The organism is Bradyrhizobium oligotrophicum S58 (assembly GCF_000344805.1).
GTDB classification, from domain to species: Bacteria; Pseudomonadota; Alphaproteobacteria; order Rhizobiales; family Xanthobacteraceae; genus Bradyrhizobium; species Bradyrhizobium oligotrophicum.
Map to the genome: position 1 here is coordinate 3,644,405 of NC_020453.1, position 22,490 is coordinate 3,666,894.

24 protein-coding genes are annotated in these 22,490 nt (G+C 66.3%); 11 read left to right on the forward strand and 13 right to left on the reverse strand.

All coding sequences use genetic code 11. From position 1 onward, the window contains the following. Positions 1-43 precede the first annotated feature (43 nt). Complete coding sequence (locus S58_RS15605) at positions 44-1,816, reverse strand: TadE/TadG family type IV pilus assembly protein (protein WP_015666304.1); 1,773 nt, start codon at positions 1,814-1,816, stop codon at positions 44-46. Positions 1,817-2,270: 454 nt separating this feature from the next. On the opposite strand from S58_RS15605, the gene clpS reads away from it, so the two are divergent. Together clpS and clpA are read left to right on the forward strand one after the other, a co-directional pair. Then, the gene (clpS, locus tag S58_RS15610) at positions 2,271-2,603 is read left to right on the forward strand and encodes an ATP-dependent Clp protease adapter ClpS (protein WP_008960690.1); all 333 of its coding nucleotides are present in this window, start codon (positions 2,271-2,273) and stop codon (positions 2,601-2,603) included. A gap of 328 nt (positions 2,604-2,931) precedes the next feature. Further along, positions 2,932-5,322, forward strand: coding sequence for an ATP-dependent Clp protease ATP-binding subunit ClpA (gene clpA, locus S58_RS15615; protein WP_015666305.1), 2,391 nt, complete (start codon positions 2,932-2,934; stop codon positions 5,320-5,322). 98 nt (positions 5,323-5,420) lie between these two features. On the opposite strand, the gene S58_RS15620 is transcribed toward clpA, so the two are convergent. The 5 genes from S58_RS15620 to S58_RS15635 all read right to left on the reverse strand — a co-directional run bounded on the left by S58_RS15620 (position 5,421) and on the right by S58_RS15635 (position 9,253). Then, on the reverse strand, positions 5,421-6,182 hold the full coding sequence (locus S58_RS15620) for a sulfite exporter TauE/SafE family protein (RefSeq protein WP_015666306.1): 762 nt from the start codon (positions 6,180-6,182) through the stop codon (positions 5,421-5,423). A gap of 10 nt (positions 6,183-6,192) precedes the next feature. Further along, complete coding sequence (locus S58_RS15625; RefSeq protein WP_015666307.1) at positions 6,193-7,617, reverse strand: MFS transporter; 1,425 nt, start codon at positions 7,615-7,617, stop codon at positions 6,193-6,195. A gap of 99 nt (positions 7,618-7,716) precedes the next feature. Beyond that, positions 7,717-8,055 carry a c-type cytochrome gene (locus S58_RS15630; RefSeq protein WP_015666308.1) on the reverse strand — a complete coding sequence of 113 codons (339 nt, stop codon included), beginning with the start codon at positions 8,053-8,055 and terminating at the stop codon, positions 7,717-7,719. Positions 8,056-8,080: 25 nt separating this feature from the next. Further along, on the reverse strand, positions 8,081-8,242 hold the full coding sequence (locus S58_RS38600; protein ID WP_015666309.1) for a hypothetical protein: 162 nt from the start codon (positions 8,240-8,242) through the stop codon (positions 8,081-8,083). A gap of 54 nt (positions 8,243-8,296) precedes the next feature. Next, a complete protein-coding gene (locus S58_RS15635; RefSeq protein ID WP_015666310.1) occupies positions 8,297-9,253 on the reverse strand; it encodes an AraC-like ligand-binding domain-containing protein in 957 nt (318 codons plus the stop codon). Between the two features lie 186 nt (positions 9,254-9,439). On the opposite strand from S58_RS15635, the gene S58_RS15640 reads away from it, so the two are divergent. After that, complete coding sequence (locus S58_RS15640) at positions 9,440-10,453, forward strand: carbon-nitrogen hydrolase family protein (protein ID WP_042339583.1); 1,014 nt, start codon at positions 9,440-9,442, stop codon at positions 10,451-10,453. Between the two features lie 15 nt (positions 10,454-10,468). On the opposite strand, the gene S58_RS15645 is transcribed toward S58_RS15640, so the two are convergent. Next, on the reverse strand, positions 10,469-10,930 hold the full coding sequence (locus S58_RS15645; protein WP_015666312.1) for a PEGA domain-containing protein: 462 nt from the start codon (positions 10,928-10,930) through the stop codon (positions 10,469-10,471). 115 nt (positions 10,931-11,045) lie between these two features. Then, positions 11,046-11,984: a glycine/sarcosine/betaine reductase selenoprotein B family protein gene (locus S58_RS15650; RefSeq protein ID WP_015666313.1), complete on the reverse strand. Its 939-nt coding sequence runs from the start codon at positions 11,982-11,984 to the stop codon at positions 11,046-11,048. Between the two features lie 150 nt (positions 11,985-12,134). On the opposite strand from S58_RS15650, the gene S58_RS15655 reads away from it, so the two are divergent. The 8 genes from S58_RS15655 to nadC all read left to right on the forward strand — a co-directional run bounded on the left by S58_RS15655 (position 12,135) and on the right by nadC (position 19,312). Continuing rightward, the gene (locus S58_RS15655; RefSeq protein ID WP_015666314.1) at positions 12,135-13,151 is read left to right on the forward strand and encodes a lytic transglycosylase domain-containing protein; all 1,017 of its coding nucleotides are present in this window, start codon (positions 12,135-12,137) and stop codon (positions 13,149-13,151) included. Positions 13,152-13,253: 102 nt separating this feature from the next. Beyond that, a complete protein-coding gene (locus S58_RS15660; RefSeq protein ID WP_015666315.1) occupies positions 13,254-14,000 on the forward strand; it encodes an AzlC family ABC transporter permease in 747 nt (248 codons plus the stop codon). Then, a complete protein-coding gene (locus S58_RS15665; protein WP_015666316.1) occupies positions 13,997-14,341 on the forward strand; it encodes an AzlD domain-containing protein in 345 nt (114 codons plus the stop codon). Before S58_RS15660 ends, S58_RS15665 begins: the two co-directional genes overlap by 4 nt. A gap of 68 nt (positions 14,342-14,409) precedes the next feature. Beyond that, on the forward strand, positions 14,410-14,895 hold the full coding sequence (tsaA, locus tag S58_RS15670) for a tRNA (N6-threonylcarbamoyladenosine(37)-N6)-methyltransferase TrmO (protein WP_015666317.1): 486 nt from the start codon (positions 14,410-14,412) through the stop codon (positions 14,893-14,895). A 10-nt stretch (positions 14,896-14,905) separates the two neighbouring features. After that, positions 14,906-15,862 (forward strand): NUDIX hydrolase, encoded by a 957-nt coding sequence (locus S58_RS15675; protein WP_015666318.1) that lies wholly within the window; start codon positions 14,906-14,908, stop codon positions 15,860-15,862. A 68-nt stretch (positions 15,863-15,930) separates the two neighbouring features. Next, complete coding sequence (gene nadA / locus S58_RS15680; protein WP_015666319.1) at positions 15,931-16,917, forward strand: quinolinate synthase NadA; 987 nt, start codon at positions 15,931-15,933, stop codon at positions 16,915-16,917. Further along, a complete protein-coding gene (locus S58_RS15685; RefSeq protein WP_015666320.1) occupies positions 16,914-18,467 on the forward strand; it encodes an L-aspartate oxidase in 1,554 nt (517 codons plus the stop codon). Before nadA ends, S58_RS15685 begins: the two co-directional genes overlap by 4 nt. Next, positions 18,464-19,312, forward strand: coding sequence for a carboxylating nicotinate-nucleotide diphosphorylase (gene nadC / locus S58_RS15690; RefSeq protein WP_015666321.1), 849 nt, complete (start codon positions 18,464-18,466; stop codon positions 19,310-19,312). Before S58_RS15685 ends, nadC begins: the two co-directional genes overlap by 4 nt. On the opposite strand, the gene S58_RS15695 is transcribed toward nadC, so the two are convergent. Genes S58_RS15695 through S58_RS15710 form a run of 5 tightly spaced genes read right to left on the reverse strand, consistent with a single transcriptional unit; the run spans position 19,313 to position 22,386 of the window. Beyond that, entirely contained in the window at positions 19,313-19,738 is a 426-nt protein-coding gene (locus S58_RS15695; RefSeq protein WP_015666322.1) for an HIT family protein, read from the reverse strand. A 59-nt stretch (positions 19,739-19,797) separates the two neighbouring features. After that, the gene (locus S58_RS15700) at positions 19,798-21,006 is read right to left on the reverse strand and encodes a GNAT family N-acetyltransferase (protein ID WP_042340768.1); all 1,209 of its coding nucleotides are present in this window, start codon (positions 21,004-21,006) and stop codon (positions 19,798-19,800) included. Then, the gene (locus tag S58_RS38150) at positions 20,993-21,136 is read right to left on the reverse strand and encodes a hypothetical protein (protein ID WP_160167600.1); all 144 of its coding nucleotides are present in this window, start codon (positions 21,134-21,136) and stop codon (positions 20,993-20,995) included. Before S58_RS38150 ends, S58_RS15700 begins: the two co-directional genes overlap by 14 nt. After that, positions 21,136-21,888 carry a glycerophosphodiester phosphodiesterase gene (locus tag S58_RS15705; RefSeq protein ID WP_015666324.1) on the reverse strand — a complete coding sequence of 251 codons (753 nt, stop codon included), beginning with the start codon at positions 21,886-21,888 and terminating at the stop codon, positions 21,136-21,138. Before S58_RS15705 ends, S58_RS38150 begins: the two co-directional genes overlap by 1 nt. Before the next feature lie 30 nt (positions 21,889-21,918). Further along, entirely contained in the window at positions 21,919-22,386 is a 468-nt protein-coding gene (locus S58_RS15710) for a RidA family protein (protein ID WP_015666325.1), read from the reverse strand. Between the last annotated feature and the right edge of the window lie 104 nt (positions 22,387-22,490).

Below are 22,490 nucleotides of genomic sequence, written 5' to 3' on the forward strand. Positions count from 1 at the left end.
TTCGTGTTGGATCGCAATGGCCGCGCAGCGAAGCCGCCGGCCGCTATTTGGCGACGCGCAACTTCGACAACGCCGTGCCGATCGAATTGAAGGTGGTCACGATCTGGCTCGAACTCGTCAGCATGTAGAACTTGTCCGGACTGCTGGCGCAGTTCTGCAGCACGGTCGAGGTCGGATCGGCAGGCGAGCTCGTGTTCACCTGGATCGTGTAGATCGTGTACATCGCGTTGCCCTTGGCATCCTTGGTGTTCTTCAGGTTCGAGCAGAGCAGGGCCTGGCGGGCATCGATCGGATTGCCCGAGGCCTGTGACGAGCCGTTGCCGTATTCCGGCCAGCGGTCCTCCGTGTTGAGGCCATCCGACAGCAGGATGATGACGCGGTTGTAGGTGGTGTTGGCGTCCTCCGCCGGCGCGCCCAGCACGCCGTTCGGGATCAGCGACTGTACCGCCCAGGCCATGCCGATGGCCTGATTGGTGCCGCCGGTCGGCTGCATGGCGTTGACCGCGCTCTTCAGCGTGCTCCAACTGTAGCTGAGCGGAACGATCTGCCCGAGCTTGGTCGAGGCGCTGCTGCTGCAGTACTGGGTGCTGTTCTCCATGTGCTGGTTGGCCGGGAACAACGTCGTCACGTCGGAGGTCGCGGGCGACACGGCATTCGCGTCATTGGGCTGGGTACGGTCGGCGACGCAGCCCGTCCATGTGCTCCTGGCGTTGGCGGCCCAGGTCTTGGTGTAGGTGTTCACCTTGCAGGTGTAACCGCTGGTGCCGGACGTGCCCGTGCAGGTGCAGCTTTCATTTCCGCCGTTGCTGCACCTGCAACTCGAGCCGGTGCAGTAGGTGACCACGGTCGCGGTCTTGGCGGTCGTCCAGCAGCCATTGTAATAGCTGTGCGAGGCTGAATCATAGCCCGGGCAGATCTGGCCGGCATTGGCGTCGCCGGTCTTCGGGATCGTCGACGTGCTCGAACTGCCGGTGGTCGGACCGCTGACGCATCCGAAATAGGAGAAGCCGTTGCCCGATGTGAACGGGCACGATGATCCCGGGCCGACCATGTCCCATTGCGATTGGGTGAACTTCGCGTTCGGGATTGCGGCCTGGTAGGTGCCGTTGTTGGGCTGAACCGTGGGCGGGTTCTGCCAGTCGGTCCAATCGAGCCAGTTCTGGGCGTAGTTGCTGTCGCCGACGTTGACGACCTTGGCGAACGGAACGACCGAGATGTAGACGTCGCCTGGGGTTTTCGCCAGCGCGCTGAGCTGATCGATCAGGCCGCCGCTGCCGGCGACCGCGTTCTGCAGCGCCGTCATCTTGCCGCTCGAGGCCATCGAGCCGGTATTGTCGAGCGCGAGCGCGACCCGCATCTTCACGTCACCCCAGGTCGTGGTCGCCTTGGTGCCGAAGTCCATGGTCGGAAAGCCCGCAATCTTCATGAATTGCGTGATGATCTGGCCGGAGGCGGCGAGCTGGATGTTGGACGCCGTGGAACTGGTCGAGGCGGTATAGCTGGCGGTCACGGTGACGTTCTGTGCATCAGAACTCGTGTAAAGCGCCTTGAAATAGGCCGACGCCTTGGTCGCGATGTCCGACGCGCTGATCGTCCCCTGGGCGAGGTCGCGTGACAGCATCAGCGCGGTCGAATCGAGCGCGCCCTGCATCGACGATTTCGCGGCATTGGCCCGGCTGTAATCGACGGCGGCACCGACGAAAGCCAGGATCGGGATGAGCGCGATGGCGAAGGTCACCGCGATATTGCCCCGGCGGTCGCCGGCGAAGCGTCGCACGGTACGGCGGCAGAGGCGGACGAGGGTCGCAGCGGTCATGGCGCTCACCAATGATGATTCCCGCGGCCATCTCGGCCGGGGTTCGTCAAGGGCGGGTGAATCGAAATATCAAAAAACGCAGCAAATACCGTAGCATGGCACCGCGTTCGCAACGGCGCGTGTTCCCTGTCAACGACCACTGAATGGGCTTTGTAAAATGCGATCGGTTTGATTAACCTTGCGTCTCATCGCCGGGGCAGGGAATCGGTCCTGCCGGAGCGTCCGTCCATCGTGGGGATGCGCTTGCGGCAAACCGGTCGCAGACCCATATTCCTGGTGTCGGTCCGACCGGACCGGTCGGCTGGGACAGGCGATCTGGAACGCAGGACCGGGTGGCGGAAGCGGCCCGGCAGGGGACAGGTCGGGGAAACCCTTTATTGGGGGTCCTCGCACAATATCTAACGCGTGCAAGATGTCGCAGCCAACTTCCAGAGTGAACCGATCCGCGCCTAGGATGAGCAATAACGACAACAAGTCCGGTGGCACCGGTGGCCCGGTCACGTCCGTGATCACCAAGGTCAAGCCGAAGACCAAGCGACCCAATCTCTATCGCGTCCTGATCCTGAACGACGATTACACGCCGATGGAGTTCGTCGTGCACGTGCTGGAGAAGTTCTTCAACAAGGACGTCGAGGCCGCGACCAAGATCATGCTCCACGTGCACCATCACGGCATCGGGGAGTGCGGCGTTTTCACCTACGAGATCGCCGAGACCAAGGTGACCCAGGTGATGGACTTCGCCCGCAAGCACCAGCATCCTTTGCAGTGTGTGATGGAGAAGAAATAACCGTGTTCCGCGGGGAGAGCCGCCCGGCCGCACGCTGACCCGCGGGAGCGTCGCATCCGTGTCGGACGCGAGCCGCCTGCGGCGGCTTTCGCCAGGAGAACTACGGCCATCACGGCCTCGAATCTCGGCCGCAAGCTGCCGCCGTTCGGTCGTCGCAGCCCGCCTTGCCACAATCGGAACGGGTTTTGCATTGACGATCGGGTGAACGCGTAATCGAGACGCTTGGCCGGTCTTTTGTCGCACTCGGTTATAACTATATTTGACAAAGGTTGTTGTTGCCTGACCGGGCGACGGCGATCATGATGCCAGGGGGCCACAGAGGACGCGCATGCCGACTTTTTCCCAAAGCCTTGAACAATCCCTGCATCGCGCGCTGGCGATTGCTAACGAGCGTCACCATCAATACGCGACACTGGAACACCTCCTGCTGTCCTTGATCGACGACTCCGATGCAGCGGCCGTGATGCGCGCATGCAGCGTCGACCTCGACAAGCTGCGCGGCAGCCTCGTCAATTATCTCGAAACCGAATTCGAAAACCTGGTCACGGACGGCAGCGACGACGCCAAACCGACCGCAGGCTTCCAGCGCGTGATCCAGCGCGCCGTGATCCACGTTCAGTCGTCGGGCCGCGAAGAGGTGACCGGCGCCAACGTGCTGATCGCGATCTTCGCCGAGCGCGAGAGCCACGCCGCGTACTTCCTGCAGGAGCAGGACATGACGCGTTACGACGCGGTCAACTACATCAGCCACGGTATCGCCAAGCGGCCCGGCGTGTCCGAGGCCCGCCCCGTGCGGGGCGTCGACGAAGAGACCGAGACCAAGGGCAGTGAGGACTCCAAGAAAAAGGGTGAGGCGCTGGAAACCTATTGCGTCAATCTCAACAAGAAGGCGCGGGACGGCAAGATCGATCCGGTGATCGGCCGTAACTCCGAGATCAACCGCGCGATCCAGGTGCTGTGCCGGCGGCAGAAGAACAACCCGCTGTTCGTCGGCGAAGCCGGCGTCGGCAAGACGGCGATCGCCGAAGGCCTCGCCAAGCGGATCGTCGACAGCGAGGTTCCCGAGGTGCTGTCGGCAGCGACGGTGTTCTCGCTCGACATGGGCACCTTGCTCGCCGGCACGCGCTATCGCGGCGACTTCGAGGAGCGGCTCAAGCAGGTCCTCAAGGAGCTCGAGGCGCATCCGAACGCGATCCTTTTCATCGACGAGATCCACACCGTGATCGGTGCCGGGGCGACGTCGGGTGGCGCCATGGACGCGTCCAACCTGCTGAAGCCGGCGCTGGCCTCGGGCTCGATCCGCTGCATGGGTTCGACGACCTACAAGGAGTATCGCCAGCATTTCGAGAAGGACCGCGCGCTGGTGCGCCGGTTCCAGAAGATCGACGTCAACGAGCCGTCGGTTGAGGATGCGATCGCGATCCTGAAGGGACTGAAGCCGTATTTCGAGGATTATCACCGGCTGAAATACACCAACGAGGCCATCGAGGCAGCGGTGCAGCTGTCGTCACGCTACATCCATGACCGCAAGCTGCCGGACAAGGCGATCGACGTGATCGACGAATCCGGCGCGGCGCAGATGCTGCTGGCCGAGAACAAGCGCAAGAAGACGATCGGCATCAAGGAGATCGAAACCACGATCGCCACGATGGCGCGGATTCCGCCGAAGAGCGTGTCGAAGGACGACGCCGAGGTGCTGAAGCATATCGAGCAGACCCTGAAGCGCGTCGTGTTCGGCCAGGACAAGGCGATCGATTCGCTGTCGGCCTCGATCAAGCTGGCCCGCGCCGGCCTGCGCGAGCCGGAGAAGCCGATCGGCTGCTATCTGTTCTCGGGTCCGACCGGCGTCGGCAAGACCGAGGTTGCCAAGCAACTGGCCTCGACCCTGGGCGTCGAGCTGCTGCGCTTCGACATGTCGGAGTACATGGAGCGGCACACCGTGTCGCGCCTGATCGGTGCACCTCCCGGCTATGTCGGCTTCGACCAGGGCGGCCTGCTCACCGATGGCGTCGACCAGCATCCGCATTGCGTGGTGCTGCTGGACGAGATCGAGAAGGCGCATCCGGATCTGTACAATGTGCTGCTGCAGATCATGGATCACGGCCGGCTCACCGACCACAACGGCAAGCAGGTCAACTTCCGCAACGTGATCCTGATCATGACCACGAATGCGGGCGCGGCGGATCTCGCCAAGCAGGCGTTCGGCTTCACCCGCTCGAAGCGGGAAGGCGACGACCACGAGGCGATCAACCGGCAGTTCGCGCCGGAATTCCGCAACCGTCTCGATGCGATCGTGTCGTTCGCGCACCTGTCGGTCGACGTGATCGGCATGGTGGTCGAGAAGTTCGTGCTGCAGCTCGAGGCCCAGCTGGCCGACCGCGAGGTCACGATCGAGCTGTCGGAGCCGGCCAAGGCCTGGCTGATCAGCCACGGCTATGACGAGCAGATGGGCGCGCGTCCGATGGGCCGCGTGATCCAGGAGCACATCAAGAAGCCGCTGGCCGACGAGGTGCTGTTCGGCAAGCTGAAGGGTGGCGGCCATGTCCGTGTCGTTCTCGTCAAGGACGAGTCCGGCGTCGACGAAAAGATCGGCTTCGAGTTCGTCGAGGGGCCGGTAATGCCGAAATCGGAAGTGCCGGCCGCGCGCAAGCGCAAGCCGAAATCCGGTGGCGGCGGTTCGAAGGGACCGGCGCCGAAGGGACCGCTGGTCAAGGCGTGAGCCTGGCGCCGACACGATCAATACGAAAGGCCGGCGGATCCGCCGGCCTTTCTTGTTTGAGTGTTTGAGTGCGAATCCTGAGCGCGAAGCTCCGGCGCTCAGGCCGGCTTGATGAAGAAGTAGACCGTCAGGCCGCAGCCGACCGCGATCACGAAGCGACGCACGTAAGCCGGCGGGATGACCCGGCCGAGCCGCGCGCCGACGAAGCCGCCGACCATGGCGGCCGCCATCATCGTCAGCGTCTCCAGCCAGTGCACGCGTCCTGAGAACGCGAAGATCACCGACGCCGTCGTGTTCATCAGCGCGGCCAGCCAGACCTTCAATCCGTTCATGGCGCGGATGTCGCGCATGCCGTAGAACACCAGGGCTGCCAGCATCAGGATGCCGATGCCGCCGCCGAAATAACCGCCGTAGATCGCGATCACGAACTGCACCGCCTGGATGGTCAGCGGGCCGAACCAGCGCGCGCCGTCCTTCGGCGTGAAACGCATCCCGAACGCGAACACCACGGTGGCGAACAGCAGCAGCCAGGGCACCAGGCGGCTGAACGCCGCCGACGGCGTCACCAGCAGCAACACCGCCCCTAACGTGCCGCCGATCAGGCTGATGATCGACAGCCTGACGAGATCGCGGCGCCATGGCGCTTTTGCATCGTTCAAGATCTCGCGCGACGCGAAGGCGCTGACGAACTGGCCGGGGCATAGCGCCACCGTGCTGGAGGCATTGGCGTCGATCGCCGGAATGCCGGCAGCCAGCAGCGTCGGAAACGTCAGGAACGCGCCGCCACCGGCCAGCGCATTGACGATCCCGGAGCCGAAGGCGGCGAGGGCGAGCAAGGCCAGCATCGTCCAGTCGATCATGGTTGTCAGCCTATTCGCCCTTCAGCCGCTGGCCTTCGTGGATCTGCACACGCTCCGCGCCGCGCGAGCCCGCGGGCGAGAGGCGAAGCATGCTCAGGAACGCGCCCACCAGGGCAAAACCGACGCCGGTCAGCAGCGACAGCCGCGTGCCGTCGGCCGGATCGATCGCCAGGAACATCGCGACCAGCGCCGCGCCCGTGGTCTGGCCCAGGAGCCGCGCGGTGCCGAGCATGCCGCTGGCGCCGCCGGCACGCTCACGCGGCGCAGCCGCGATCATGGTGCGGTTGTTCGGCGTCTGGAACAGGCCGAAGCCGCAGCCGGCCAGCGCCATCCGCCAGACGACGTCCCATGACGAGGGCTGCTGTGGCAGCAGCCCGAGCGCGCACAGGCCGGCCGCGAAGATCACCAGGCCGATGCCGCCGAGGAGACCGGCCGGCACGCGCTCGACCAGCCGGCCCGCAAGGGGCGCGGTCAGGCCGACGGCGATCGGCCAGGGCGTGATCAGGAGGCCCATCTGCACCGGCGAATAGCCGAAATGGCTTTCGAGATAGAAGGGGATCGCGACGAAGGCCAGCATCTGTCCGCAGAACGACGAGATCGAGGTCGCGATCGACAGCGCGAACACCGGGATGCGCAGCAGGTCGAGCGGCAGCAGCGGCGAGGCCATGTGGGTCTGGCGGTAGACCAGCCACACGCCCGCCACGATGGCGACGACGCATTCGATGGCGCAGGTCACCAGCGCCTCGCCATGGCCGAGGCTGTCGACGGCGGCGATGAGAAAGCCGAACGTCACCGCGCTCAGGGCGGCGCTCTGCCAGTCGAACATGTGCGGCGCGCGCGGCGTGTGCGGCAGAAACCGGTAGCCGAACGCGAAGGTGACGATGCCGAGCGGCACGTTGATCGCAAACAGCCACGGCCAGCTGCCGACGGCGAGGATGCCGGCGGCGATGGTCGGTCCGACCGCGGCCGAGACCGCAACCACCATCGCGTTGATGCCGATGCCGCGGCCGAGCAGCGCGTGCGGATAGGTGAAGCGCACCAGCGCGGAATTGACGCTGAGAATTCCCGCGGCGCCAAAGCCCTGCAGGATGCGGGCGAGCGTCAGCAGCAGCAGGCTGTCGGCGAGCGCGCAGAACGCCGAGGCGGCAGTGAACAGCACGAGGCCGGCAAGATAGACGCGGCGGTAGCCGATGATCTCGCCGAGCGAGGCCAAAGGCAGCAGCGAGATCGTGACCGCGAGCTGATAGCCGTTGACGATCCAGATCGAGAAGGCGGGGCTGGCATGGAGATCCCTGGCGATCGTCGGCAGCGCCACATTGGCGATCGCACCGTCGACCACGGCGAGAACGATGCCGAGTGCGATCGTCACGATCGCCCAGGTCCGCTGCGGCAGCGGCAGTCCGTCGGCGTGCATGACCGTGGTCATTGGCGTCATGGCGCGTGCTCCGGCCGCAGCCGGGCCGCGGACAAAGGTCGGAAACGGCCAACCATGGTGCAGCAGCCATGTTCCAAGCCGGCGGAGCGCGCCAACGCGTCAGCTCCGCTTGGGACGGACCTGGATGGCCTTGAGGTAATTGACCACGGCTTCCGCGTCGGGACGATCGAACTGGAAGCTCGGCATGTCCTTGTGAATGGTCGAGAGGCCGGTCTGCAGCCGCTGGGCAAAGTCTTCGTCGTAGAGTTTGCTGTCACCGAAGGTCCTGAACGGTGGCGCGTCGGGGTGCGGGCTGGCGCCGGTGGGACCTATCGCATGACATCGGCTGCAAAGGCTTTGCAAGAGCGCTTTTCCTCGCTTCTGCTCGCTATCCAGCGCATGGCTGGGGTTGGCGAGGGCGCACAGCAAAATCAGTCCCAGCCCAGTTCGCATCATCATGGCACAATCTCACCCGGGTCCCGGCCTACCAGCGGCCGGTTGTCTTCCCATAGGCGTAAAGCGCGATCAGGCCAATCGTCACCACCGTCGATGCGATCAGGATGATCCGGTCCCAGCGCGGCGGATCGTCGTCGTCGCGGTTCAATGTCAGCAGGGCGAACAAGGCCTTCATGGCAAAGCGGCGCATCATATCATCCAGGCGCAGCCGGGCAGCGCAAGCGGCCGGCGCGTTGCGGCGAGCTTAGCGCGTCACGGCGCTGCGCCGCCACTCGCGTGGTGACAGGCCGAACTGCTCGCGGAACACGCGGCCGAAATGCGAAAGGTCGTTGAAGCCCCAGGAAAAGGCGATCTCGCTGATCTGGCGATGCGCCAGCGCAAGCGAGCCGAGGTCGCGCCGGCATTGCTTGAGCCGCTCGGCGAGCACGTAGCGCTGGAACGATGTCTCCTGGTCCGAGAACAGGTCGTTGATGTAACGCGCCGACAGCCCGAACTCCCGGGCGACCTCGGGCAGCGAGAGGTCGGGATCGGACAGGCGCGTGCCGATATGGGCCTTGATGCGATAGAGCAGCGCGGCGCGGTGGCTGGACGCCGGCAAGGGCTGCGTGCGGAGCCGCTCCGCCAATGTCATGGCGAGCAGGTCGGCCGCCTGGTCGGACAATCGCTCGGCGTGCTCGGCGCCGATCTGATCGGCGCGCTCGCAGAGCTTGACGACGAAGTCATAGGCGAGGGGCTGAAGCGGACTGTCGGCGCCGAAGGTGATGGCCGTCACGGCTTCCGTCGGTCCGATCCTGCGCTGCAGCATCTCGCGCGGCAACTTGAACACGATCTGGCGGAAGGCCGCATCGAACTGCAGCTCATAAGGGCGGGTGGTGTCGTAGATCGCGAACTCGCCGGGCCGGATCACCGTGTCGCGGCCGTCCTGGACGACCCCGCCGATGCCTTCCCGCCCCAGCGCCACCAGCACGAAGTCCGCATCCGCTCGCGAGATGCGCTGACGTGTCCGGTGGACGCGCTGCCGGTCCGAGCTGACTTCCGAGCAGACCGCGCGGCCAAGAGCTGCATGCGTCACCGAGCCACGAAAGGCGGTGCCGAGATCGGACGCGCAGTCGAGCCCGACATAGACGTCGCAGACGATGTCCTGCCACAGCGCCAGACGGCGGTGGCCCGGGCTTCCATCCGTGGTGAACAGGATCGGCATCGGTCTCCCCCTGCACCCCTGTCGATTGGATCGTCGCCAATGCAGCAATTTCCGGGCCGGCCGAGGCCTCGATCGCCGCCGCAGTCGAGTTTTCGTTCCCTGCAAGACGAGCGTGAATGATCGCCGGCGTCAATAGTGGGGCGCGGTACGGCAGGGGGCCGCCGATGGCAGCAGGGAGAGCAGGCGATGGGAATGACACATCCGAAATACAAGGTGGCAGTGGTGCAGGCGGCGCCGGCCTGGCTCGACCTCGACGCCTCCGTTGCGAAGACGATCGGGCTGATCGAGGAGGCGGCCGACAAGGGCGCCAGGCTGATCGCGTTTCCCGAAGTGTTCATCCCCGGCTATCCCTGGCACATCTGGATGGACTCGCCGGCCTGGTGCATCGGCCGCGGCTTCGTGCAGCGCTATTTCGACAATTCGCTGGCCTATGACAGCTCGCAGGCCGAGGCGCTGCGCGCTGCGGTGCGCAAGGCCAGGCTCACCGCCGTGCTCGGCGTCTCCGAGCGCGATGGCGGCAGCCTCTACATCGCGCAATGGCTGATCGGGCCGGACGGCGAGACCATCGCCAAGCGCCGCAAGCTGCGGCCGACCCATGCCGAGCGCACCGTCTATGGCGAGGGCGACGGCAGTGATCTTGCCGTGCATGATCGCCCCGACATCGGGCGGATCGGCGCGCTGTGCTGCTGGGAGCATCTGCAGCCGCTGTCAAAATACGCGATGTACGCCCAGAACGAGCAGGTCCATGTCGCGGCCTGGCCGAGCTTCTCGCTGTACGATCCGTTCGCGCCCGCGCTCGGTGCCGAGGTCAACAATGCGGCCTCGCGGGTCTATGCGGTCGAGGGGTCGTGCTTCGTGCTGGCGCCGTGCGCCACCGTCTCGCAGGCAATGATCGACGAGTTGTGCGACCGCCCCGACAAGCACGCGCTGCTGCATGTCGGTGGCGGTCACGCCGCGATCTTCGGCCCCGACGGCTCTTCGCTCGCCGAGAAGCTGCCGCCCGAGCAGGAAGGCCTGCTGATCGCCGAGATCGACCTCGGCATGATCGGCATCGCCAAGAACGCCGCCGATCCGGCGGGGCACTATTCGCGCCCCGACGTGACGCGGCTGCTGCTCAACAAGAAGCCGTTCAGCCGGGTCGAACCATTCGCGCTGCCGGTCGATGCGGTCGCGGCAGGCGAAACGAATCCTGGCGGCTAGGCCCGCAAGCGGCCGCTAGGTCCCAGCCTCAGGCTGCGCTGGCGGTGGCGCCGCCCGGCGCGGCGGCCGCGGTGCCCGTGCCGCGGGCGCCATGCCGCGCGGCTGCAAGGTGACGATCACGGGGTTCGGCTTGTGGTCGGTCGCAGCGCCGGTCGCCGCGTCGACGCCCATGCCGATCAGACCGCCCGCAAGGAGGTTGCCGGCAAAGCCGGCCGCGCCCGCCGCAGGGATATCCTTGGTGAGGGTGATCGTCTGGCTTTCGTAGCCGGGCTTGTCGATCGTGACTGCGAGATCGGAATTGCGCTTGGCGACGAACGAGCAGGGTGTCGTGCAGGTCATCGGTGCTTCGAGACCGGAGATCGTGGCCTCGGCGCCTGACGGCGTGGACGCAACGCTGATCGTCTCGGTTGTACCCCGCGTCACGGACGCGCAACCACCCAACGTGGCGCACAACGCCACGAACGCTACAACTCTCATATGGTACTGCCCCCTTGGAACCCGGGGGAACTCAAGCTCAACTGGGACGGGAGAGCAAGCGCAATCAGCTTTTTCCGAAGCGTTTTCCGGTTGAGTTTCGCGCGAGTGTGGCTTTTTACACCTGCGTTTCGCGAACGCCGCGCGCGATCGCCTTCTGCGCATCGAACTCGGCACGCCGGCGCGCCAGCTCCTGCGGGGCGAGCAGGGCGGGATTGCTGTAGTCACGCTTCCAGCCGTGATCGTCGCTCCACTGCAAGGGAGACTGCACGGTCGTTCGTGCAGCAGGCGAACCTTCCAACACACGCAATGCGAGCTCCAGCGTGAACGCTTGCGAGTCCACGTCGTGCGGCTTGCCGGCGGAGTTGCCGAGCGGGAAGTCCGAAAACAGGAAGCGCGGCACAGCCGCGTGCTCGACAATGTCCTTGGCGCAGCCCATCACCACCGTGGCAATGCCGTTAGCTTCGAGATGCCGTGCCACCAGGCTGACGGTCTGGTGGCACACCGGGCAGTTCGGCACCAGCACGACTGCGTCGATCTCGTCAGCGCGGCAGCGCGCGAGAATCTCCGGCGCATCGGTCTCGATCGTGACGCGCTGGCTGCGATTGGTCGGCGCGCCGAAGAAGCGTGGACCGACCGCGCCGATGCGTCCTTCGCGCGCGAGCCGCATCAGTTGCGGCAGCGGAAACCACGTGCCGGGATCCTCGGCGCTGGTATGCGTGCGATCGTAGGCAATGTGCGAAATCCGCAGATCGTGCTGCGCCGACGTGTCGCCGTCATAGACACTGTAGAACTTGGCGCCGCCATTATAGGGCGCGCCGGGGCCTTGATCACCCTTCGCCTGGTCATAAGGCGCGGCCGTCGTGATGATGGTGACGCGGGACTGCGCGAGAGGCTTTTGCAGTGGCTGGAATGGCGCGGATGTGTAGTGTGCCCAGCGATAGGGCGTGTCATAGCCGATGGCGAGATAATAGTCGCGGGTTCTCGCCATGTAGGACACTGGCGTGTCGTTGTCCGGCGCGAAGCCGAGAGTGTCGTCGGTGGCAGGGGCCGTCATCCGAGTCGCGCTCCTGAAGTGATCTGGGATTGCTAGACGGGTCGCGCTCTGTGTCAAGGCGACGCGCGGTGGAACCTCGCACCCGCTATCGCTTTGTCAGTCGGCCAATTGGTTCGCCGGCGAAGTTGCCGGCCTTTTTTCGATGCTTCCATGCGCATTTTGATCTCGGTTGCCTTGCGTCCTCTCTGTGTCGGCTTGAGCCTCGCGCTCGCCACCATCACGTTCGCGCGCGCAGACCGGGAGAGCAGCCCATCGTTGCCGATCGAGTCGAACCCGCAGGGGCCGGCACAGAGCGGTGAGACCGGCAGCGATGGTCCGAACGATGCGGCTGAGAGCGCCAAGGACCAGGCGCCCGAGCCGAAGGAGAGCGGCACGCGTGAGGCGATCTGCCTGATGATCGAGTCGGCGGCCAAGGCCAATGATCTGCCGGTGGAATTTTTCGCCCGCGTGATCTGGCAGGAGAGCCGTTTCCAGAGCGATGCCGTCGGACCGGTCACGCGCAACGGCCAGCGCGCCCAGGGCATCGCGCAATTCATGCCGGGCACCGCGAGCGAGCGCGAGCTGCTCGACCCGTTCGATCCGGTACAGGCGCTGCCGAAATCGGCGCAGTTCCTGGCCGAGCTGCGCGAACAGTTCGGCAATCTCGGCCTGGCCGCCGCCGCCTACAATGCCGGGCCGCGCCGGGTACAGGACTGGCTCGCCGGCAAGGGGCAGATGCCCTGGGAGACCCGCAACTACGTCTCGGCGATCACCGGCTCGTCGATCGACGACTGGGCGGCGGCGGGGAAGGGCGGCAAGGCGCCGCCGAGCGCGCGGGCGACCTCGTGCCATCAACTGATGGCACTGCTGAAGCGGGCGCCGAACCCGTTCGTGACGCAGCTCGAGCAGCACGTCGCGCTGTCGGCCGCAAAACCCTGGGGCGTGCAGCTCGCCGCCGGCTTCGATCGCAACCGGGCGCTGTCGATGTATTCGCGCGCCATCAAGGGACTGGGCAGTGTGATCGGCGATCGCGACCCGAGCCTGCTGTCGTCGGTGATGCGCTCGCGCGGCAACCGTGCTTTCTATCAGGTGCGGATCGGCGCCGAGACGCGGCCCGAGGCCGACGCGCTCTGCAACCGCATTCGCCACGCCGGAGGCGCCTGCTTCGTGCTGCGCAACCGCGCCTGACCAAGGACGACTTGCGCCGGATGCAGACCCGCGCGCGCCTGACGGTGGTTGACGCGAGCAGCTTTCGCCAGCCTTATCGCGGTCCGTTCCGCTGGGCCGCCCGTGACACTTCCTCCGCTCGATTCTCCGCAATGGCATGGCTCGCTCAAGGCGTTCGGCTGGGGCTTGCGCGCGACGTCGGCGACCATCCTGTCGGTGGTGCTGTTCGTCACCTTCATCGGCATCGGTGCGCTCGCGCACGACACCCATTTCAGCATGCTCTGGGCGATCCTGAGCACGGTGCTGGTGTGGGCAGGTCCCGCCCAGATCATCCTGGTCTCGACGCTCGGCTCCGGCCAGACCATCCTGCAATCGGCGATCGCGGTCACCATGAGTGCGATCCGGCTGTTTCCGATGGTGGTGGCGGTGCTGCCGCTGATCCGCTCGCCACAGACCAAGCGGCGGCATCTGGTGTTGATCGCGCATTTCACCGCCGTGACCCTGTGGGTGGAATGCTATCGCTTCCTGCCACATGTGCCGCGTGAGCGCCGCATCGCCTTCGTGCACGGGCTCGGCACCGGCCTGATGGGGGTGGCGCTGGTGGCGACCATCATCGGCTATCTCCTCGCCGCCAACCTGTCGCAGACCTTCGGCGCCGCCGTGCTGCTGCTGACGCCGCTCGCCTTCCTGTTCTCGACCTTGCGCAACGCCAAGGAGCTTGCGGACGTGCTCGCGCTCGGCCTCGGACTCGTGCTCTATCCGGTCGCGGCACAGCTCAACAGCGGCGTCGACATCCTGGTCAGCGGCGTCGTCGCCGGAACCATTGCGTTCGGCGCCCACAAATGGCGCGAGCGGCAGGGGCAGGCATGAGCGACTTCATCGGCGATTGGCATGCGCTCGTCGTGCTGCTGGTGGCGGGCGTGATCCCCAACCAGATCTGGCGCCTGCTCGGACTGTGGTTCGGCAGCGGGCTCGACGAGGGCTCGGATCTGCTGATGTGGGTGAAGGCGGTGGCGACGGCGATCCTGGCCGGCGTCATCGCCCAGATCCTGGTGCAGCCGCCGGGCGCGCTCGCCAGCGTGCCCTGGGGCCTTCGCTATGGTGCCGTCGTCGCCGGCCTTGCCGCCTTCCTGGCGACGCGGCGCTCGATCTTTGCCGGCGTGGTCTGCGGCGAGGCCGTGATGCTGGCCGGCAAATGGTGGCTCGGCTGAGTTGCGCGACCGCAATTGCGGTGCGCGCCGGTTCGGATAGATTGCCGGGCAGACCAAGGATCTCCGAGATGACCACCGATACCGATCTCCGCCCGGGCGAAGTCGCCGTCGATGCGCCAAAGCCGCGCGACGCAACGCTGTATTTCATCGGCCGCATCCGCACGCCCTGGACCTCGCGGCTGGAGACGCCGCGGCAGGGCAGCTTCGAGGGGCCGGTGTGCCGGCTCGAGATCTTCGAGCCCTGGGTTCCGGCGCTGCAGGGCATCGACGCCTTCAGCCATCTCCAGGTGCTGTACTGGCTCAACCGGGCGCGCCGCGATCTCGTGCAGCAGAGCCCGCGGCATCATGACGGCGACACGCGCGGCACCTTCGCGCTGCGCTCGCCGGTGCGTCCCAATCCGATCGGCGTCTCGACCGTCCGCTTCGTCGCGCTGGAGGGCAGCACCGTGCTGGTGCGCGGCCTCGACTGTCTCGACGAGACCCCGCTGATCGATCTGAAGCCGGATCGCTGCGTGTTCACGCCGGGCGCGGGCGAGGACAACAAACAGGACTGACTGGATCCGGATGTCGAACGTGAACAAGCGGCCGCAGAAGACCGTGACGGCTCTGGATGCGATCACCGCGGACCTCGTCGCCGTGTTGGTGGCGGTGACAGATGGCGACCCCAGGATCATGACGATCGAGCACGCCGCGGCGTTGCCGAGCGGGCCGTTTCAGTTCGCGCATCGCTCGCTGCAGATGGGCCTGCGCGCCTGGGTCGAGGCCCAGACCGGTCATCCCCTCGGCTATGTCGAGCAACTCTATACCTTCGCGGATCGCGGCCGCAGCGGCGACCCCGACGCGCCGCACCGCATCTCCATCAGCTATCTCGGCCTCACGCGCGAGGAGGAGGGGCGTGAGGGCGCGGATGCACAGTGGTCGTCCTGGTACGACTACTTCCCGTGGGAGGATCATCGCGACGGGCCGCCGGCAATGCTGACAAAGATCATCGCGCCGAAGCTCAAGGCCTGGGCGCGATCTGCCGACGAGCCGGCGCTGCAGAAGACCAGGTGGCGGCGCGCCGCCATCACGTTCGGTCTCGATGGCCGCGAATGGAACGAGGAACTGACGCTGCAGCGTTATGAGCTGCTGTATGAGGCGGCGCTGATCCCTGAGAGCGTGCGTGAGAAGGGCGGCGAGCCGGCCGTGCCCGGCCGCGCCATGACCGGTGATCACCGCCGCATTCTCGCCACCGGCATCGCCCGGCTGCGCGCCAAGATCAAGTATCGGCCGGTCGTGTTCGAGCTGATGCTGGAAGAATTTACACTGCTGCAGCTGCAACGCTCCGTCGAGGCGTTGGCAGGCCGGCTGGTGCACAAGCAGAACTTCCGCCGCCTCATCGAGCAGCAGGAACTCGTTGAAGAAACAGGCGCAATGGCCGCTGACACGATCGGACGCCCGGCCAAGCTGTTCCGTTTCCGCCAGGGCGTGCTGGCCGAACGCGCCGTGATCGGAAGCAAGCTTCCGCTCTCGCGCTCTTGATCCGCCGCCCTTGACAAGACTTATGCTCAGGATAAGTATAAGCCATCTTATGCTCACGGAGAGTATAAATGGCCGAACCGTTGTCGCCTGCCGTCGCCTCGCATTCACCGCTCGCTGATCGTCTGAGCCGGGTGATCCCACCCCCGGAATGGGCGGTGTTCGAAGAGGATGTCGAGGCCATCCTCGACCTGAAGCGCCGGCGCAACGCGGTGGTGCTCGCGCACAACTATCAGACGCCCGAGATCTTCCACGGCGTGGCCGACATCGTCGGCGACAGCCTCTTGCTCGCCCGCGAAGCTACCAAGGTCGATGCCGAGGTGATCGTGCTGGCCGGCGTTCACTTCATGGCGGAGACGGCCAAGCTGCTCAATCCTGACAAGACGGTGCTGATCCCGGACCTCGAGGCCGGCTGCTCGCTCGCGGAGTCGATCACCGCTGACGACATCAGGCTGATGCGCGCGCGTCATCCCGGCGTGCCCGTGGTCGCCTATGTCAACACGTCGGTCGCGGTGAAGGCGGAGTCGGACATCTGCTGCACGTCGGGCAATGCGCGCGCCCTCGTCGAGTCGCTCGGCGTCGATCACGTCATCATGTTGCCGGATGAATATCTCGCGCTCAACATCGCAGCCCAGACCAAGGTGAGGATCACCGCCTGGAAGGGGCATTGCGAAGTGCATGAGCGCTTCAGCGCCGACGATGTCCGTACCCTGCGCGACAATCATCCCGGAGTCACCGTGCTCGCGCATCCGGAATGCCCGCCGGAGGTGGTGGCGGAGGCGGACTTCGCCGGCTCCACGGCGGCGATGGCGGACTATGTCGGCGCGAAGCGACCGGCGCGGGTGGTGCTGCTCACGGAATGCTCGATGAGCGACAATGTCGCGGTGCTGTACCCCGATATCGAATTCGTCCGCCCCTGCAATCTGTGTCCGCACATGAAGCGGATCACCTTGAAGAACATCCGTCATGCGCTTGAGACCAACACGCATGTGGTCACGATCGATCCCGCGATGGCTGATCGCGCGCGGCGCTCGGTGGAAAGGATGCTGGCGCTATGAGCACCGATCTCTCTGAACTCGCTGGCCGTCCGGTCATCATCGGCGGCGGCGCCGCGGGCCTGATGACGGCGCTTCATCTCGCGCCCGAACCCGTCGTGCTCTTGTCGAAGTCGCCGCTCGGCGCCGAGGCGTCGAGCATGTGGGCGCAGGGTGGGCTCGCCGCAGCCGTCGGTGACGATGATGACCCCGTGCTGCATCTGCAGGACACTCTCGCTGCCGGCGCGGGATTGTGCGACGAGGCCGCCGCGCGCCGCATCGTCGCGGCAGCGCCGGCCGCGGTCGAGCGTCTCGCGCAGCTTGGCGTCGCGTTCGATCGACGTGCGGATGGACGTTGGCGCCTGGGCCTGGAGGCCGCACACGGCCGCAAGCGGATCGTGCATGCGACCGGCGACGGCACCGGACGCGAGATCATGCGCGCGCTGATCGCGGCCGTCAGGCGTTGTGCGTCGGTGACCTTGCTTGAAGGCGTCGAGGCGCGCCGTTTGATTGTCGCTGACAATGCGATCCAGGGCGTGGTCGCGGTGCGCGGCGACGAGCCTCTGGTGCTCACGACCACGCGCGTCGTGATCGCGACCGGCGGCATCGGCGGGCTGTTCCTCGACAGCACCAATCCGTCCGGCTGCTTCGGCCAGGGTCTCGCCTTGGCAGCGCGAGCTGGCGCCGTGTTGTCCGATCTCGAATTCGTGCAGTTTCACCCCACCGCCTTCGACGGGCCGTCGCGGCCGCTGCCGCTTCTCACCGAGGCGATCCGCGGCGACGGCGCGGTCCTGATCGACGAGAGCGGCACGCGCTTCATGGCGGACGAGCCCGGTGCGGAGCTCGCGCCGCGAGACGTGGTTGCGCGGGCCGTGTGGCGGCGTCGCGCGCAGGGACACCGCGTGTTCCTCGATGCGCGCGACAGGCCGGGCAGGGATTTCGTCGCGCGCTATCCGGTGATCAGCGCCTTCTGCCGCATGGCCGGCATCGATCCGACCATAGATCCGATCCCGGTGCGGCCGGCCGTGCACTATCACATGGGCGGCATCGCCGTTGATGCGATGGGGCGCAGCACGGTCGATGGCCTCTGGGCCTGTGGCGAGGTCAGCCGCACCGGCCTGCACGGTGCCAACCGGCTCGCCAGCAATTCGCTGATGGAAGCCATCGTCTGCGCGCAATGGGTGGGCAAGAGCGTGGCCGGCACGCCGCATGGCCTGACCAAGCCGGGCCGGGTCGCAGAGCTTCCGCCTGCGTCCGATCCGTCCGCGGTGCGGCCGCTGCTGTCGCAGGCGCTCGGCGTGCTGCGCGAGCGCCCCACGATGGCAGCTGCCGTCCGTAGCCTTCTCCCGCTCGCGGAGGGGGCAGGGCCAGCGGCCGATCCGGCCATGGTCGGCCTGATGATGTCGGTTGCGGCCCACGCGCGCGAGGAAAGCCGCGGCGGGCATTTTCGTAGCGATTGTCCGGACACGCTGGCGCTCGCGCGGCCATCCAGCTTCACCCTGTCAGAGGCGATCGCCGTCGCCCGGGACATCGCCGCGACCCAGCTTCCGTCGTTCAGGAGCGCTCTGCCATGACCCTCAATCCGCTGCCGTCCTTGCTCTACGAACCGCTGGTGCGCGCGGCGCTACTCGAGGATCTCGGCCGCGCCGGCGACATCACCACGGATGCGATCGTCCCGCGCGAGCGGCACGCGTCCTTGAAGCTGCGGGCGCGCCAGCATGGCGTGATCGCCGGCCTCGATGTCGCGCGCTGCGCGTTTCAGACGGTCTCGCCGGACGTGCGCATGGAGATCACGCGGCCTGACGGCAGCGCCGTGGCACCGGGCGACATGATCGCGACCATCAGCGGCCCGGCACGGGCGTTGCTGACCGGCGAGCGCGTCGCGCTCAACTTCCTCTGCCACCTCAGCGGCGTCGCCAGTGCGACGGCGCTGCTGGTCGCGGCGGTGAAAGGCACCAGGGCGCAGATCGTCTGCACCCGCAAGACCACGCCTGGCCTGCGCGCGCTGGAGAAATATGCGGTGCGCGCGGGCGGAGGCGGCAATCATAGGTTCGGGCTCGATGATGCGGTTCTCATCAAGGACAACCACATCGCCATCGCCGGCGGCATCAAGGCTGCGATCGTCAGCGCGAAGGCTCATGCCGGCCATCTCGTGAAGATCGAGGTCGAGGTCGACACCCTGGCGCAGCTCGAGGAGGCGTTGGCGCTCGGCGTCGATGCGGTGCTGCTCGACAACATGACACCAGCGGAGCTGGAACGCGCCGTCGGCATCATCGGCGGCAAGGCCATTGCGGAAGCCTCCGGCCGGATCACCGTGGAGACCGCGCCCGCCATCGCCGCTGCCGGCGTCGACCTGATCTCCGTCGGTTGGATCACGCATTCGTCGGCGGCATTGGACATCGGGCTCGACGACGCCTGATCAGCCCTTGAGCGCCGCGATCAGCTTCGCGGCGTTCTCCTCCAGCACCTTCGGGTCTTCCTTGCGGCTCGCCGGCGGCAGCAGGGAATCGCCGTTGTGGCGCGGCATGATGTGGACGTGCAGGTGGAAGACCATCTGGCCGCCGGCATGCTCGTTGAACTGCTGCACGGTGATGCCGTCGGCGGCGAATGCGGTCTTGGCGGCGCGGGCGATGGTGCGCACGGCGCGGCCGACATGGAGGTAGTCCTCCTCGGTGATATCCAGGATGTTGCGGGCAGGGGCCTTCGGGATCACCAGCGTGTGCCCCGCTACGCGCGGCATGATGTCGAGGAAGGCCAGCACGTGGTCGTTCTCATAGACCTTGGCGCAGGGGAATTCGCCGCGCAGAATCTTTGCGAACGGGTTGTTGGGATCGTAGGCGGTCATGAGCAGTCCCTCGGCGGTTCCTCTTCGTGCGCCTTACTCTCACCGCGACGTGGCGGAGGTCAAGACGGCTCGTCCGCGCCTTTCCGGAACGGGCCAGATTCGGCCAGCTCACGGCCGGCCTCCTCGACATACGCGCGCTCGCGCTTGAGATAGTCGTCGATGGCGCGGCGCAGGCCGCGGTCGGCGATGTAGTGCGCTGAAAAAGTGGTCTGCGGCAGGTAGCCGCGCGCGATCTTGTGCTCGCCCTGCGCGCCGGCTTCGACCACCGCAAGCTTGTGCTGAATGGCGAAATCGATCGCCTGATAGTAGCAGACCTCGAAATGCAGGAACGGGTGATGCTCGATCGCACCCCAGTTGCGGCCGAACAGCGTATCCGAGCCGATGAAGTTGATGGCGCCGGCGATCCAGCGCCCGTCGCGCTTGGCCATGATCAGCAGCACGTCGTCAGCCATGCTCTCGCCGATCAGCGCGAAGAATTTTCGGGTCAGATAGGGCCGGCCCCATTTGCGCGAGCCCGTCTCCATGTAGAACGCGAAGAACGCGTCCCAGGCGTCCTCGGTGATGTCCTTGCCGGTCAGCCAGTGGATGGTGATGCCGGCGCCGAGCGCGTCGCGGCGCTCGCGCTTCATCGCCTTGCGATGGCGCGAATTGAGCGTCGCCAGGAAATCGTCGAAGGTCGAAAACCCCTGATTGTGCCAGTGGAACTGCTGGTCGGTCCGCTGCAGGAAACCCTGGGCTGCGAGCAGCTCCCACTCTGCTTCCCGGGCGAAGGTGACATGGACCGAGGAGGCCTGGCTGATCCCGCACAACGCCTTGAGCCCCTGGGCGAGGGCGTTTCCGATCACCTGAGGGTCCTGGTCGGCGCGGACCAGCAGCCGCGGTCCGGTTGCCGGCGTGAACGGCACGGAGGCCTGGAGCTTCGGATAGTAGCGCCCGCCGGCGCGCTCATAGGCGTCGGCCCAGCCGCGGTCGAAGACGTATTCGCCCTGCGAGTGCGATTTCAGATAGCAGGGCACGACGCCCAGGACTTCGTCGCCGATTTTCGCCACCAGATGGCGCGGCGCCCAGCCGGTGCGCATTGTGGCCGAGCCGGAGGCTTCCAAAGCCGCGAAAAAGGCGTGGGAGACGAACGGGTTGTAGGCACGGCCGCAGGCGGGAGATGAGCCGGGCGTCACGCGGCCGTCGGGATTGGCGCAGGCGTCCCATGCTGCAGCCGGGATGTCGCTGACCACGGGGACGGCTTCGAGCGTGATCTCAGGTGATGCCATCGAGTCCTTGAAAATCCAGTCCTTGAAAAGCGAGTCCTTGAACAACCAGACAAGCGGCGTCCCGGCGGCGACGCTCGAACGGCCCGCCCATCAAGATCGTGCATCGCAGCACCGAGTTCAAGGCCGGCATCACGTCTCCGGCGTAAACCCTTCGAAGATCATCTGATCCGCGTAGCGGGCCGCAGCGGCGCGCTGCTCGGGGGTCCGGACGGTCCAGGTCAGGAGCGGACAACCGAACACGTTGCGCGCGATCCAGGGCGCTGGCGCCGGCAGCTGCTCGACCCAATAGGCGACGAAATGCGGTTGGGTGCCGAGGCCGTGCTTCAGATGCAGCATGCTGTCGCGCTGTGGCTGGGTCAGCTTGGCCCAATAGCCGTCCTCGTAGCTGCGCTGGGCGACGATGCCGCGCGTCAGCGTCGGCATGGTCTGGCGCAGGGCACGGACCTGGTCCGGATCGAACGACATGCCGACCACCGGGCCGGAATAGGCAGCGAGCACCTCGGCCATGCGCCGGACCAGGCGATGATCGCCCTGGAACGTGCTCTTGACCTCGACCACCAGCGGCACGCGCCCGGCGATCAGGTTGCAGAGCTCATTGAGCGTCATCATCCGCTCGTCGGTCTGCTTGAAGCTGACAGCCTTCAGCTCGGCGGCGGTCTTCTCGATCAGCAGGCCGGAGCCCTCGGTGAGCCGGCCGAGCTCGTAATCGTGATGCACCATCGCCTCGCCATCAGCCGACAGCTGGATGTCGCATTCGATGGCGAAATTGCCGGCGATGGCGCCGCGCGCGGCGGCCGGCATGTTCTCGATGATGCCACGGCTTGCGTCGTGCAGGCCGCGATGGGCGACGGGGCGGGCCGTCAGCCAGTCAGGTGCGCGCATTCGCCCCGTCCATTCTCTTCCGCGTCAATCCTACTCGACCTCGAACACACCTTCGACTTCCACCGCGGCATCGGACGGCAGTGATGACACGCCGACGGTGGTGCGGGCGTGGCGGCCCTTGGCGCCGAACGCTGCGACCATCAGGTCGGACGCGCCGTTGAGCACCTTCGGTCCGTCGAGGAAATCAGGCGCCGAATTGACGAAGCCGCCGAGCCGGACCACGCGCACGACCTTGTCGAGGTCGCCGATCGCCGCCTTGACCTGGGCGATCAGGTTGATCGCGCAGCCCTTCGCCGCGGCGTAGCCTTCCTCGAGCGACACCGGGCCGCCGAGCTTGCCGGTTGCGATCATCTTGCCGTCGGCGCCGAGGCAGACCTGGCCCGACACGAACAGCAGGTTGCCGGTGCGCACGAACGGGACATAATTGGCCACCGGCGCCTTCGGGGCCGGCAATGTGATGCCCTGTGCCGTCAGATTCTGTTCAACCGTACCCGCCATCGGAAATCCCCGTTCTGTCGCCTGAATGCCGGTCCCGTGCCGGACCGCGGCCCTGTTTGGCGCAGTTGCCAGTGACATGCAAGCCGCGGCGGCCGCTCGGCACG

Bases quoted from the DNA above. Each gene is read 5' to 3' on its own strand.
- S58_RS15605 (WP_015666304.1), bottom strand. From the start codon at position 1,816: ATGACCGCTGCGACCCTCGTCCGCCTCTGCCGCCGTACCGTGCGACGC.
- clpS (WP_008960690.1), top strand. From the start codon at position 2,271: ATGAGCAATAACGACAACAAGTCCGGTGGCACCGGTGGCCCGGTCACG.
- clpA (WP_015666305.1), top strand. From the start codon at position 2,932: ATGCCGACTTTTTCCCAAAGCCTTGAACAATCCCTGCATCGCGCGCTG.
- S58_RS15620 (WP_015666306.1), bottom strand. From the start codon at position 6,182: ATGATCGACTGGACGATGCTGGCCTTGCTCGCCCTCGCCGCCTTCGGC.
- S58_RS15625 (WP_015666307.1), bottom strand. From the start codon at position 7,617: ATGACGCCAATGACCACGGTCATGCACGCCGACGGACTGCCGCTGCCG.
- S58_RS15630 (WP_015666308.1), bottom strand. From the start codon at position 8,055: ATGATGATGCGAACTGGGCTGGGACTGATTTTGCTGTGCGCCCTCGCC.
- S58_RS38600 (WP_015666309.1), bottom strand. From the start codon at position 8,242: ATGCGCCGCTTTGCCATGAAGGCCTTGTTCGCCCTGCTGACATTGAAC.
- S58_RS15635 (WP_015666310.1), bottom strand. From the start codon at position 9,253: ATGCCGATCCTGTTCACCACGGATGGAAGCCCGGGCCACCGCCGTCTG.
- S58_RS15640 (WP_042339583.1), top strand. From the start codon at position 9,440: ATGGGAATGACACATCCGAAATACAAGGTGGCAGTGGTGCAGGCGGCG.
- S58_RS15645 (WP_015666312.1), bottom strand. From the start codon at position 10,930: ATGAGAGTTGTAGCGTTCGTGGCGTTGTGCGCCACGTTGGGTGGTTGC.
- S58_RS15650 (WP_015666313.1), bottom strand. From the start codon at position 11,984: ATGACGGCCCCTGCCACCGACGACACTCTCGGCTTCGCGCCGGACAAC.
- S58_RS15655 (WP_015666314.1), top strand. From the start codon at position 12,135: ATGCGCATTTTGATCTCGGTTGCCTTGCGTCCTCTCTGTGTCGGCTTG.
- S58_RS15665 (WP_015666316.1), top strand. From the start codon at position 13,997: ATGAGCGACTTCATCGGCGATTGGCATGCGCTCGTCGTGCTGCTGGTG.
- tsaA (WP_015666317.1), top strand. From the start codon at position 14,410: ATGACCACCGATACCGATCTCCGCCCGGGCGAAGTCGCCGTCGATGCG.
- S58_RS15675 (WP_015666318.1), top strand. From the start codon at position 14,906: ATGTCGAACGTGAACAAGCGGCCGCAGAAGACCGTGACGGCTCTGGAT.
- nadA (WP_015666319.1), top strand. From the start codon at position 15,931: ATGGCCGAACCGTTGTCGCCTGCCGTCGCCTCGCATTCACCGCTCGCT.
- S58_RS15685 (WP_015666320.1), top strand. From the start codon at position 16,914: ATGAGCACCGATCTCTCTGAACTCGCTGGCCGTCCGGTCATCATCGGC.
- nadC (WP_015666321.1), top strand. From the start codon at position 18,464: ATGACCCTCAATCCGCTGCCGTCCTTGCTCTACGAACCGCTGGTGCGC.
- S58_RS15695 (WP_015666322.1), bottom strand. From the start codon at position 19,738: ATGACCGCCTACGATCCCAACAACCCGTTCGCAAAGATTCTGCGCGGC.
- S58_RS15700 (WP_042340768.1), bottom strand. From the start codon at position 21,006: ATGGCATCACCTGAGATCACGCTCGAAGCCGTCCCCGTGGTCAGCGAC.
- S58_RS38150 (WP_160167600.1), bottom strand. From the start codon at position 21,136: ATGCCGGCCTTGAACTCGGTGCTGCGATGCACGATCTTGATGGGCGGG.
- S58_RS15705 (WP_015666324.1), bottom strand. From the start codon at position 21,888: ATGCGCGCACCTGACTGGCTGACGGCCCGCCCCGTCGCCCATCGCGGC.
- S58_RS15710 (WP_015666325.1), bottom strand. From the start codon at position 22,386: ATGGCGGGTACGGTTGAACAGAATCTGACGGCACAGGGCATCACATTG.